Origin of the sequence: Caldibacillus thermoamylovorans (assembly GCF_000751775.1) — a bacterium.
Lineage (GTDB): Bacteria > Bacillota > Bacilli > Bacillales > Caldibacillaceae > Caldifermentibacillus > Caldifermentibacillus hisashii.
In genome coordinates this window covers 38,652-50,778 of sequence record NZ_CCRF01000102.1, presented here as the reverse complement: position 1 = coordinate 50,778, position 12,127 = coordinate 38,652, and the positions used below count along the sequence as shown (strand labels likewise).

Below are 12,127 nucleotides of genomic sequence, written 5' to 3'. Positions count from 1 at the left end.
ATAGGATGGATGAGCTAGCAATTGCTACTTGTTCAATAAATTGGATGATCTACCCAATATGCAACTTATCCAATGCGTCCAAATTTATAATGATAATATATAAATAAGACGGATGAGCTACCGAACAGGCTACTCGTCCAAAATATCCAACTTTTTAAATGATAATGATGTTCAAATAAGTATGGAAGAGGGGAATAGATTGTGTCAAAAACAAAAAACCGATTTTGGTTTGCATTATTTACCTTTCCCACAATCTTTATTTTTACCATTGTTGTGATTATTCCCTTTATTAGTGGTATCTATTATGCCTTTTTCGATTGGGATGGCATTGCTGCAAATGCAAAAGAATTTGTCGGTTTTGATAACTTTCTTAAACTAATGGAAGATGAACGGTTTCGTCACTCAGCGTGGGTGACAATAAAGTTTACCTTTTTAGCACTTATTTCAGTTAATGTTCTTGGATTAACGTTTGCTTTAATTGTTACGTCAACTTTACGAACAGCGAAATCGGCCCGAACGATGGTTTTTATGCCGAATTTAATCGGCGGATTAATTTTAGGTTACATTTGGAGCTTTATTTTCTCCGATGCTTTTTCTATTATTGGCAAAGTAACCGGGTTCGAATCTGTCTTTTACAATTGGCTGATGAGTCCGGATTATGCTTTATACGCAATTGTCCTTGTATTTACTTGGCAAATGGCCGGATATATGATGATTGTCTATATAGCAGGGATTGAAAATATTCCGTATGAATTAATGGAGGCTGCAAAAATTGACGGGGCTAACTATTGGCAACGGTTAAGGAAAATTGTGCTGCCACTGCTCATGCCTTCCATCACGATCTGTCTGTTCCTGACTTTATCCTTTGCGTTTAAAATTTATGATGTCAACCTTTCTTTAACAGGTGGAGGTCCGATCAATTCTACAGAAATGTTTGCTCTGAATATTTATAATGAAATTTTCGGTTACAGTAATTACGGATACGGGCAAGCAAAGGCAATCGTCTTCTTCTTAATTGTCGCAGTTATTTCATTAACACAAGTATATTTTACAAAAAAACGGGAGGTAGAAATGTAATGAAAAAAAGCAAAGTCATTAAAGAAATACTGCTTTTAATTGTGGCGATTTTCTACCTTTCTCCTATCTATATCATGCTCGTCAATTCGTTTAAAAACCGGCAGGAATTATATGAGAATGTCTTGGCTTTGCCGAAAGATTTCTCATTCCAATATTATATAGCGGCGATTGAAAAAATGAATTTTTTAAATGCCTTTGGAAATTCACTATTTATTACTGTCGTTTCTGTTATTTTTATCGTCATTTTATCATCGATGACTGCATGGATGTTGGCAAGAACGAATAATCGAATAAGCAAAATTATTTTTATGACTTTTATTGCAACGATGCTTATTCCTTTCCAAACCATCATGATGCCGCTAATGCAGGAAATGAACTGGATTATGAAAACTACCGGAATTCCGATGTTAAATACCCGCGGCGGTCTGATTTTTATGAATATCGGTTTTAATACAAGTATGGCCGTTTTTCTTTATCACGGATTTATTAAGTCGATCCCGCTTTCATTGGAAGAGGCGGCAATGATAGACGGAGCTTCAAAATTCGGTATTTTTTGGCGGATTATTTTCCCGATGTTGAAACCAATTACCGTGACAGTTATGATTTTAAATGTTATTAGTATTTGGAACGACTATTTGCTGCCCTCCTTAGTGTTGACACAAAAAGAGTTAAGAACGATTCCGTTGTCCACCTTCTATTTCTTTGGCGAATTCACGATCCAATGGAACCAGGCAATGGCCGGACTTGTATTGACAATTATACCGGTTGTCGTCTTCTATGTATTTGCCCAAAAATATATAATTAAAGGGATAGCAGAAGGAGCGGTCAAGTAGGGTGAGGCAATCTGCGTTTTTCGTTCGGAAGGATATATCGATCTTAATTGACTAAATAATCAGGATCAAATAGAGTGAGGCAATCTGCGTTTTCGTTTGGTGCGAATAGACCGGTTTAAATTATCGGGATTAAGTAGAGTGAGACAATGGCGTTTTCAGGTTGGTGCGATATACACTGTCCCCATTGACTATATGGTCGAGGTCAAGTAAAGTGTGGTAACAGGCACTTTTCAGATCGATAATAAATTGTCATAAAGAAGGCAGTGATGATAATATGGCTCGTTTTTGGGAAACTTTCAATGAAGCTGTCGAATGGTTTATTAAGATGACCATGACAAATATTTACTGGTTTATTTTAAATCTGCCATTCGCATTTGTTATTTTTACTATGATATTTAGCCCAGTGAAAATTGGGCTATTGTATTATCTTCTTTGTTTCTTTATTCTCGTCCCTCTACTGTTTTTCCCCGGCACAACAGCTTTGTTTGCCGTTGCCCGTGACTGGGTTTTGAAAAGAGAAACAGCGTCTCATGCAACGGTATTTTTTAAATATTTTAAGGATAATTATAAAAAAAGTGTTATCTCCGGTTTGATCTTTATGTTTTTGTGGTTAATTATTGTTGGCGATGTTTATTATTTACAAAGTGTTGGTAATGCAGTATTTTCCATGATTTTTCTTATATTCGGTGCAGGGCTGCTTGTTTATACGATACAATTCATTTCACTATCTGTGCATTTTGAAATGGATGTAAAAACATTATTAAAAAATGCCTTTTATTTCACCTTTAGAAAACCGATCTATTCTTTACTTATCTTTTTCATAACGACCTTTCTTATTTATGTGAGTATAGCAAAGTTATGGTTTTTGCTTCCTTTTTTCACCGGTTCCATCATTGCTTACTTGTCATTTTTTATTTTTTATCGGATGTATTTACGAATCAAGCATGAATAACTGCGACCGGTTGCAATGGGCAATGTTGTGTAAATAGTTTTCAAGAATAGTGAAGTAAAAACAATCTATAATACTGGTGGAATCTGTAAATAGTATTGTTCAGGTAATTTTGCTAAACTAGATGTATCTAAATGGAAACGGTGGGGAAGATTGATGGCTCATCAGGAAGATACAGAAACCTTGGAAGAGATAAAGAAAATGATAAATGAATTAAAACAGACAAAAGCAGAAATCGGTGCAACGGCAGCAGTCCGGCAACACACGGTCTATCGACGACTGTTTTCAAATATAAAAAGCCGAATGATCATGTTCTCCCTCCTTCTTCTCCTACTTTTGACCGTCTTTCTTGGCATTCGTTCGATATTTGTGAGAGAGGGAGAGACTCAAAAGGTTGCCGGTTTTGTTGAGCAAATTCAAGATTTGTCCACGCTTGCGACATCGAAAGCTTATATGAAGGCAGTTGTTGAACAAGAAGATAATCAACTTTTTGGTCAAAAAATTGACGCAAATCTTCCGGGTACGAAGCGGAAAATTTTAATCATTATTCCCGGTGAAGTAATTGCGGGTGTTGATTTGTCAAAGGTAACGAAAAGTGATTTAGAGATAAATGAAGATCATAAAACGATTCACCTTATTTTACCGAAAGCGGAAATTATTCAGAAACCGACGCTTTATTTTGATCAAGCACAAATTTTTTCATCGGAAGGCTTGTTTCGGAGTGAGGCTTCCATTGATGAAGGATATGCTTTTGCTGAATTGGCCCAAGATCAAATTGTAGCGGAGGCAACTGAACAGGGATTGCTGACTTCCGCTGAAGAGCAAGCGACAAAAGTAATTGAAACATTCATGAACCGGATGGGATATAAAGCAACAATAGAATATAAGGATAATTGAAGTAGGAAACGGACGAACAAGAACAAAGATGGTTCGTCCGTTGTTTTTATCAGCTATTAATGATTTGGCACTAGCCTTTTCAGAAACTCCGGCAAGGTAAAGCAGCTTTCGAAAACGCCTTGATTAAAATAGTTTGTATCTACATTTTTAAAATGGACACGACCAGGTTCAATCGGATTGCCTTTTGTACCGATCGTGAAACTCCACATGCCGCCGGGATAAGTAGGGACAATGGCGGTATAGGTTTTTGTGTCAGTGAATAATTTTTCAAAATGGGTTCGTGTTTGTTTGACAATTGCTTGTTGGAAAATGGGTGACTGGCTTTGACAAACAAGAATACCATCTTTCTTTAGAGCCTTATGTAAATTTTGATAAAAGTCGTATTCAAATAATGCCTCGGCAGGACCGACCGGATCGGAGGAGTCCACGATTATCACATCATATGCATCCTCTTTTTCCTGTACGAAGGCAAGTCCATCGGTAAAAATAAAATTCACCCGCGGATCATGTAAATTTCCGGAAACCTCTTGTAAATGCTCCTTGCACGCTTTCACAACCAGTTCATCAATTTCCACCATATCGATTTGTGTGAGACTTGGGTATTTCGTTGCTTCTCGTGCCGCCCCGCAATCACCGCCACCGATGATCAGCACATTTTTCGGATTGGGGTGCAGTTGGAGCGGAACATGGGTAATCATTTCGTTATAAATATAGCCATCCATCGCTGTAGTTTGAACGACCCCATCCAAGACAAGCATTCGACCGAAATCATCCGACTCGACAATCATAACATGTTGAATCGGCGACTGTTCTGAAAAAATAACTTTTTTTAACCGGTAGCTGATTTGTAAATGTTCCCGGTCGTCCTCTGTAAGCCACAAGACCTCGTCTTTTTCTTCAATCCAAGAAGGATAATTAGCCATTTGCACAAACTCCTTTATCGTCTTTTTCTACCATTTAGTTTATCAAAAAAGAGTCTTCTATTCTAAAAAAAGAAGCAATTATCAAATTGTGGAATTGTAAACAGTCTTCCATTAGCTTATTCCATTCATTTTTTGTAAAATAAGGATAGCTCAAGAGTTTGAAAAAAGAGTTAGAAAAGGTGATGACATGCAAATATCCTATCAAGTTTTATTGAACAAGATGGGGGAAAAGGTGAATGAAGCAAAAAGGGAAACATCAGATACCAAAATTCGTGAACATATACAAGCAATTAAAACATTATGTGAAGTGATGCTGGAGGAATCAAGTTCAGTTGGTAGTGAGCAAGCATACTCCAGACCTGTTCAGCCGATTTCTGTTTCTACACCCAAAGCCGTGACAGCGACGAACACGTTGATGGAAAAGAAACTGGAAACAGATGACGGGGCAAACGGCGACTCTTTATTTGATTTTTAAGTAATTGCATGGATAAAGGGACTTGGAAATTTTCAAGAAGTAACATGGGCAAAAAGCAACTTGAGGATTTTTAAAAGTTGAAGGAAAGGGACTTGGAGTGCTTTGGCGATTTTCATAGATGTTTCCGTAAAAGTATTTCAAAATTTATAGAAAGGAAAGCGGTGAAATAAATGAATCTATTTTTATTTTTAGGTGCGTTAAATGGGTTTTTATCTGTTGCACTGGGGGCGTTTGGTGCCCATATATTAGAAGGAAAACTGAGTGATCACTATTTATCAACATGGCAAACCGGCGTTCAATATCAAATGTTTCATGCGCTTGCTTTATTGGCGGTAGGTCTGTTAATGTCAAAATTCCCGGCAAGTTCACTTATATCCTGGTCAGGTTGGCTGTTTTTTGCCGGAATTGTGTTGTTTTCGGGAAGTTTATATATTTTAAGTCTTACCGGTGTGAAGGTTCTTGGGGCAATTACACCAATCGGTGGCGTATCTTTCCTGATTGCCTGGATATTGCTTATGGTGGCGGCAAGTAAATTATTTTAATAGGAACTTGTTTGTCTTATATAACGTACAAAAAATACAGATGTGAAGCCAACTTCAAGTATGAAACTGTAAAAGTCAAGAAAAAGAGACTGCTATTTGAAACGAAGGGCAGTCTCACTTTATCCGGTTAGCTGATCATCTCGGCTGATAAGTAGTAACCCCTTGTTGAAATCCTGTGCCGGGGAAAGGATAATCGTACTGAATTTCTTCTTCAAAAACAGCATAATTAAAGTAAACCATTGGCAGTAAATAACGATAACCGGTTTCAGGATCGCTTAAGATAAGGTGATCTCGTCCGGCTGCTTCAACAATACCGCGGAATACTTTTGAATTCCACTCTTGGCTTCCTTCAAAGGCCATATACACGGTTACAAGCTTTCCTTTATTTAGCCGCAGTATGTTTTCAATATAGGATTGTTCAATTGGCAACATTCCCGGAACTTGAACACCGGTCGTGGCAATGCCGGGTGTTTGTACCGCTGTACCCGCAGGCATTTGCGGAAAGGTAGGCATTTGTGGATAGCCAGGTATATATGCGCCAGCTTGTTGCCCGGTTTGTACGGGTTGCCCGTATTGAAAACCTCCTGCTGCTTGTTGATACGGATTCGTTTGCCGATAATATTGATATCCTGTAAAATTTCCTGAATTCGCACTCATGGTAAATCCTCCTCATGAAAAATTTCAAGCGTATATAATTTTTAATGGACACTTGATTTGTCATTCCGGCTAACTTTATAAACTAGGAAAAACGGTGTATATTTTTTTATAAACACTTGATTTCCGCCGGGTCTGCATAATGTCTTTTACTAGAATCAGGGGTGGTCGTAATTTTTCTAAGTGAAAAGACAGTATTACAATGCAATTTTTTTAAACTAAAAGACAGTAGGGCATGCAGATTGAGAGGGGGAATAGAAACAGTGTGACTTATATCGGCCGGAATTCCATTGATTGAACCATTGCGCGGGACAAGAACCCGTCGGCATGAAAAACCAAAGTGAATTCGTGGCGGGATGAAATCGTTCCCCTCTAATAACCCTTCTTGCTAGGCGTAGTTCATTTTCTCTAGCTGGTTGATAAAAATACCCCTTTTGTGTTGCCTCGAAGCCGCCGGGTGATTGAAATACCATTTGTTTTACCGAACGGACATCTTTAAAGTCTAAGCAATCGGCACGGACACGGTTAACACCGACGTTACCGACCATTAGCATGCCAAGATTACCCTCTCCTTCAGCCTCTGCCCGAATTAATCTGGCGAGTAGCCGGACGTCTGCATCATTATATTGAATGACTGCCAAAAACAATCCCCCATTTCAAAATAGAGTTAGGCTCTAATTTTCAATATATGAAAGATCGTTGGCCAATGTTCATATTTTGCAACAAATAAACTGGAAAGGGTTAAACGAAATTTCAATCCGTAGGGCTTTTTTTCACCAATGCAATAGGCAAGTTTACAGACTATGCTATGATGAAGTCTGTGTAAAATACAGTCGCTTTTTTACATCCTCAAAAAGTAGGAATGATTGCTGCAATGAAGGAATGGTTTGCATCAGTTGATAGAATTAACCGGGAAACCGTGTTGGGAGGAATTGGCTGGAATACACAAACGGATCAATAATTGTATTTGGGTCCCGAAAAAACCCACATTGTATATATATGCAAGTATTTTTTCGGTATTACTGAAAAGATATTAGAAAAGTGGCTGTCTAAAAACTATGTACCTAAATAAAAACCGAGCGCCCCGCTGATATATATACTGAACGGTTAAAAAGCACAAGCCCGGTTGCAAGCATGTCTGCCCAATGCCTGATGTCCCAATAAAGTAGGATGAAAACTTTAGGAGATGTTAGTGGTTTGAGTGTCCTTAATAAGAACAATTTTGCAAAAAAGACCAAGAATGTTGATTTTCAGGGGACATTCTTGGCCTCACACAATCAGATTTCCATCATTTTTTCAAATTTATCATTGTCAAGTAAGTTCCCGACAAAGAATGAACCAAATTCTCCAAACCGGGCACTTACTTCATCAAAGCGCATTTCATAGACCAATTTTTTGAACTGTAAAACATCGTCAGAAAAAAGGGAAACGCCCCATTCCCAATCGTCAAAACCAACAGAACCGGTAATAATTTGTTTTACTTTGCCGGCGTATTTTCTGCCAATTTCACCGTGACTTCTCATGAAATCTCTTCGTTCTTCCATTGATAACATATACCAGTTATCGTTTCCTTGCCGGCGTTTATCCATCGGGTAGAAACAAAAATATTTTGACTTAGGCAGGTTTGGATATAATCTGGAACGGACATACGGATTTTCGTACGGATCACTGCCATCATCTTTCCCTAAGTAACTGCTTAACTCCACAACCGATACATAAGAATAGGCAGGTATGAAAAAGTCTGCCAATGTTGTTTTATTTAATTCTGTTTCAACTTCATTTAACTCATCCATCGTTGGCCGTAAAATCATAAACATCAAATCCGCCTTTTGTCCGACAATTGAGTAAAAAGCATGGCTACCTTTTTCTCCTTCTTCAACAACATGCCAATTATTTAACATATGTTCAAATTCTTGAACCGCTTCGTTTCTTTCTGCTTCTGATAATTGTTTCCAAGAAGTCCAATCAATTTTGCGGAAATCATGTAAACAATACCAACCGTCCAATGTTTGCACTGCTTCACTCATTCAACAACACTCCTCGTCCATTTTTCTTTACTATACCATATGACGAATAGCGAATTCTCCTCAAACGCATTTGACAACTTTGTGAACGTTCTCATGATGAAAATAGGATTGTCCGGTATAGTTTATGGAAAAAATCGAACAATACTAATACAACTTGTCCTGATCTTTGTTGATTTATTAATATAGCTTGCAATTTTTTTCACAAATAGTATCCTTAAAAATGAAGGAGTTAAAGGAGGATTTCAATATGGATTTATTTACATCGATAAAAGAAAAAGTGAACGGGAAAAATTTACGTATTGTTTTTCCGGAGGGCTATGATGAACGGATTTTAAAAGCAGCTACTCGACTTGCTTCAGAACATGTGTTGGAACCTGTTTTGATCGGAAACCGAGCCGAGTTGGAACAGAAGGCAAAAGACCTTGGTGTATCCATTGAAGGCATTGAAGTATTAAATCCACATACATATCCCGAAATGGAAAAAATGGTGACAGAATTTGTTGAACGTCGCAAAGGGAAAGCAACGGAAGAACAAGCACGTGAATTATTAAAGGATGAAAATTATTTTGGTACAATGCTTGTTTACTTGAAAAAAGCTGATGGTCTTGTAAGTGGTGCCGCTCATTCAACTGCAGACACTGTAAGACCCGCTTTGCAAATTATAAAAACAAAACCGGGTATCAAAAGAACTTCCGGTGCTTTTATCATGGTACGCGGCGATGAAAAATATGTATTTGCTGATTGTGCAATCAATATTACCCTGGACGCCCAAGGTTTGGCAGAGGTAGCAGTGGTAAGTGAACAGACGGCTAAAATGTTTGATATTGATCCAAAAATTGCTATGTTAAGTTTCTCAACAAAAGGATCGGCTAAATCAGAAGAAACGGAAAAAGTAGCTGAAGCTGTAAAACTTGCTAAAGAAATGAATCCGGAATTGATGATTGACGGAGAATTTCAATTTGATGCCGCCTTTGTTCCAGCTGTGGCGGAGAAAAAAGCGCCCGGTTCGATAATTAACGGGGATGCGACCGTCTTTATCTTCCCGAGTTTAGAGGCGGGCAACATCGGTTACAAAATCGCTCAACGGCTCGGAAATTTTGAAGCGGTAGGACCAATTTTACAAGGATTAAATGCACCGGTAAACGATTTGTCTCGCGGTTGCAATGAAGAGGATGTTTATAAATTAGCTTTGATCACTGCTGCACAAGCATTACAATAAAGCATTTGTTAAAAGATCTATACTGAGGATGGGGAAAGTTGGCTTATTTAGGCACTTCTCAAATAAGGGAAGCGCATGAGTCAACTTTCTTTATGTTATAATAACGAAGGAAAAACTACTTAAGAGACGTATAAAAAGGAGAAAAAAGAATGGATGATGTTCTTAAACTTCTTGAACAAGATGAATGGAGAATTATTGACCAATCCAGTTTAGGTCCAATGTTCCATCCGCTTCAGTCTTTTGCAATGGACGATACATTATGTGAATCGGTCGGAACTGGTCTATCAAACGCCGTCGCCAGAACATGGGTTCATCATCATTCCGTTATTTTAGGGATTCAAGATATTCGCTTACCTTATTTAGTGGATGGTCTAAAATTTTTAGAAGAATCCGGCTACCGCTATATTGTGCGAACATCCGGAGGGCTTGCCGTCTACTTAGATGAAGGGGTGCTTAATATTACATTGGTGTTCCCCGAAAAGGAAAAGGGGATTGAGATTAACCGTGGGTACGAAGCGATGTACCGTTTTGTTCAATTGATGTTTGCCGACCTCACAGATCAGATTAAGGCGGGCGAGATCCACGGATCTTATTGTCCCGGCAGTTATGATTTAAGCATAAATGGAAAAAAGTTTGCAGGTATTTCTCAGCGGCGGGTAAAAAAAGGTGTTGCCGTCCAAATTTATTTATGTGTAACAGGCAGTGGCAGCAAAAGAGCTGAGGTTATTCGTCAGTTTTATGAAAAATCACTGAAGGGTGCGGTAACAAAATTTGCATATCCGCAAATTAAGCCGGAAGTAATGGCTTCCTTATCCGAATTACTTGGAATAGACATCACCATTGAACAGTGTATGTTACGCTTTCTCCAAGTATTGAAAAAAGTGAGCGGCGGGAAATTTTACACGAGTCAACTATCCGCTGAAGAAAGCGACTTATATGAGCATTACTATAAGAGAGTAGTTGAACGAAATGAGAAATGGTTGCCGTAAGAATACGGAAGGCTTGCTGAAAATGAGCAAGCCTTCCCTATGATATGTTTTCTGTTGTTGCCAAGACTACCTTATTCAGCAACTTTTTCCAAATTTCCATTACGATCCATCTTAAAGGTAGTGGATGGCTTCTCCTCTTCTTCAAACAGCACCAGTTTACGGGCCCGGTTCATAATTTTTACTAATGTTTCATAGTCTTCCTGCATTGTTGTTGAGTTTTCTTCCAACTCTTTGACCTTTTCTTCTAATTCCTGGTTTTGTTTGCGTAAATCAGCGATCTCTCGTTTCAAACTTTCATTCTCATTTTTATAAATACTTGCTTGTAGATTGGAATTGTTCAAGTTTTGTAAAAAGCGAATGACCATATCCATCGTTAAGTTTTGCGGATGGACAGATGTACTTGCAGTTGATACAGGCACTTGATTTTCTGCCATTCCTGCTTCAACAGGCTGATCCATTACACCCGTTTCAATTGTTGCTATTTCAGTTGATAATTCCAATTCTTCCGGAGTAGGAATTGGCGGCTGGTAAAGTAATTTTTTCTTGCCACCGTGATCCTTTCCTAACAATCTTTGCTTTTGTTTTCTTTGTTTCTTTGCCAGTTGTAGGGCTTTTTCATATTTATGACGGACGACCGCATTCCAACGAAAGCCGCACGCAGCACTCGTCCGATTTAATTTGTCACCTACCTCTTCGAAAGCATTCAATTGTGTACTTCCTTCTCTTACATGTCGTAATACAGTTTCAGCTAGTAATAAATCATTTTCTTCTGTCCATGCATCTTGACGTACTTTCATCATTCTCAACTCCCAATTATGCAAAATTTTATTATTGATTGGTTTACTATTATCATGGACAGTATTTTTATAATTTATACAATAAAAGATAAAAGGATAATAGTTTTTTAATATTTTTTTGCGTATAACAACCCGGATGTCGTTTTGATTCACTTGATATATGTATTTTTTGGTTGTACAATACCATTTAGTGACGAATTAGCTATCCCCACTAGGGTTGACTGATATTTTATTTGAAAGGATTGTACGTAAAATGGCAAACGAATTTCGGGTTTGCGATGATTGTCAAGCTGTAAATTTAAAAACATTGATTCTAAAATTGAAAGAACTCGATCCCGATGCAACTATAAAAATTGGTTGTCAATCTTATTGCGGACCAGGGCGAAAAAAAACATTCACTTTTGTCAATAACCGACCGGTAGCGGCACTGACTGAAGATGAATTAATGGAGAAAGTAAAACAAAAATTGAAAATGTAAGTAGGCGTGGGTACGGGTTGGCGTAATCGTCAGCCTCTTTTTTATACATTAAGCATATAAATTTCCAGCAGGGAAGTGAATTCGACTCAGCGGGAAATTTTTAGGAATAGTGCAAAAGGAAAACTTCGTTGTGCAAGGAAGGCCATAGAGTGAGATACGGACAATTCTATGGGACACTTTGACTTGATTTTCCACAAATTTTGTCTCATAGGGCCGTTCTATGAGCCATTTTTGCTTCGAATTCCGCTGATTTTGTCCCATAGCAGG

At 38.1% G+C, this 12,127-nt stretch carries 14 protein-coding genes; 9 read left to right on the top strand and 5 right to left on the bottom strand.

Features of this window, described 5'->3' with window-relative positions; all coding sequences use genetic code 11:
* Nucleotides 1–201 precede the first annotated feature (201 nt).
* The 4 genes from BT1A1_RS16560 (at nucleotide 202) to BT1A1_RS16545 (ending at nucleotide 3,756) form a co-directional block, all read left to right on the top strand.
* Complete coding sequence (locus BT1A1_RS16560) at nucleotides 202–1,077, top strand: carbohydrate ABC transporter permease (RefSeq protein ID WP_034773329.1); 876 nt, start codon at nucleotides 202–204, stop codon at nucleotides 1,075–1,077.
* The gene (locus BT1A1_RS16555) at nucleotides 1,077–1,910 is read left to right on the top strand and encodes a carbohydrate ABC transporter permease (protein WP_034773327.1); all 834 of its coding nucleotides are present in this window, start codon (nucleotides 1,077–1,079) and stop codon (nucleotides 1,908–1,910) included. Before BT1A1_RS16560 ends, BT1A1_RS16555 begins: the two co-directional genes overlap by 1 nt.
* Nucleotides 1,911–2,184: 274 nt before the next feature.
* Nucleotides 2,185–2,862, top strand: a complete 678-nt coding sequence (locus BT1A1_RS16550) for a YesL family protein (protein ID WP_051989205.1) — start codon at nucleotides 2,185–2,187, stop codon at nucleotides 2,860–2,862.
* A gap of 153 nt (nucleotides 2,863–3,015) precedes the next feature.
* Nucleotides 3,016–3,756, top strand: a complete 741-nt coding sequence (locus BT1A1_RS16545; RefSeq protein ID WP_034773325.1) for a DUF4230 domain-containing protein — start codon at nucleotides 3,016–3,018, stop codon at nucleotides 3,754–3,756.
* Between the two features lie 56 nt (nucleotides 3,757–3,812).
* Here the strand turns inward: BT1A1_RS16545 and speE are convergent, their stop codons facing one another.
* Nucleotides 3,813–4,679, bottom strand: a complete 867-nt coding sequence (gene speE / locus BT1A1_RS16540; protein ID WP_156103286.1) for a polyamine aminopropyltransferase — start codon at nucleotides 4,677–4,679, stop codon at nucleotides 3,813–3,815.
* A 187-nt stretch (nucleotides 4,680–4,866) separates the two neighbouring features.
* Between speE and BT1A1_RS16535 the strand changes: the two genes are divergently transcribed.
* Together BT1A1_RS16535 and BT1A1_RS16530 are read left to right on the top strand one after the other, a co-directional pair.
* Nucleotides 4,867–5,154 carry a YwdI family protein gene (locus BT1A1_RS16535; RefSeq protein WP_034773320.1) on the top strand — a complete coding sequence of 96 codons (288 nt, stop codon included), beginning with the start codon at nucleotides 4,867–4,869 and terminating at the stop codon, nucleotides 5,152–5,154.
* Between the two features lie 170 nt (nucleotides 5,155–5,324).
* Complete coding sequence (locus BT1A1_RS16530) at nucleotides 5,325–5,696, top strand: DUF423 domain-containing protein (RefSeq protein WP_034773318.1); 372 nt, start codon at nucleotides 5,325–5,327, stop codon at nucleotides 5,694–5,696.
* A 135-nt stretch (nucleotides 5,697–5,831) separates the two neighbouring features.
* On the opposite strand, the gene gerQ is transcribed toward BT1A1_RS16530, so the two are convergent.
* From gerQ to hemQ, 3 genes are all read right to left on the bottom strand, one after another.
* Nucleotides 5,832–6,353 carry a spore coat protein GerQ gene (gerQ, locus tag BT1A1_RS16525; RefSeq protein ID WP_034773316.1) on the bottom strand — a complete coding sequence of 174 codons (522 nt, stop codon included), beginning with the start codon at nucleotides 6,351–6,353 and terminating at the stop codon, nucleotides 5,832–5,834.
* Nucleotides 6,354–6,568: 215 nt separating this feature from the next.
* Nucleotides 6,569–6,991 carry a cell wall hydrolase gene (locus BT1A1_RS16520; protein WP_034773313.1) on the bottom strand — a complete coding sequence of 141 codons (423 nt, stop codon included), beginning with the start codon at nucleotides 6,989–6,991 and terminating at the stop codon, nucleotides 6,569–6,571.
* Between the two features lie 636 nt (nucleotides 6,992–7,627).
* On the bottom strand, nucleotides 7,628–8,377 hold the full coding sequence (gene hemQ / locus BT1A1_RS16515) for a hydrogen peroxide-dependent heme synthase (protein ID WP_034773310.1): 750 nt from the start codon (nucleotides 8,375–8,377) through the stop codon (nucleotides 7,628–7,630).
* A 247-nt stretch (nucleotides 8,378–8,624) separates the two neighbouring features.
* Here hemQ and pta point away from each other — a divergent pair, with 247 nt between their 5' ends.
* Nucleotides 8,625–9,596, top strand: coding sequence for a phosphate acetyltransferase (gene pta, locus BT1A1_RS16510; protein ID WP_034773307.1), 972 nt, complete (start codon nucleotides 8,625–8,627; stop codon nucleotides 9,594–9,596).
* A gap of 149 nt (nucleotides 9,597–9,745) precedes the next feature.
* Nucleotides 9,746–10,585 (top strand): octanoyl-[GcvH]:protein N-octanoyltransferase, encoded by an 840-nt coding sequence (locus BT1A1_RS16505; RefSeq protein WP_034773305.1) that lies wholly within the window; start codon nucleotides 9,746–9,748, stop codon nucleotides 10,583–10,585.
* A 71-nt stretch (nucleotides 10,586–10,656) separates the two neighbouring features.
* Here the strand turns inward: BT1A1_RS16505 and BT1A1_RS16500 are convergent, their stop codons facing one another.
* Nucleotides 10,657–11,382, bottom strand: a complete 726-nt coding sequence (locus BT1A1_RS16500) for an RsfA family transcriptional regulator (protein ID WP_034773303.1) — start codon at nucleotides 11,380–11,382, stop codon at nucleotides 10,657–10,659.
* A gap of 253 nt (nucleotides 11,383–11,635) precedes the next feature.
* Between BT1A1_RS16500 and BT1A1_RS16495 the strand changes: the two genes are divergently transcribed.
* Nucleotides 11,636–11,860 (top strand): YuzB family protein, encoded by a 225-nt coding sequence (locus BT1A1_RS16495; protein ID WP_034773301.1) that lies wholly within the window; start codon nucleotides 11,636–11,638, stop codon nucleotides 11,858–11,860.
* The last annotated feature ends 267 nt before the right edge of the window (nucleotides 11,861–12,127 follow it).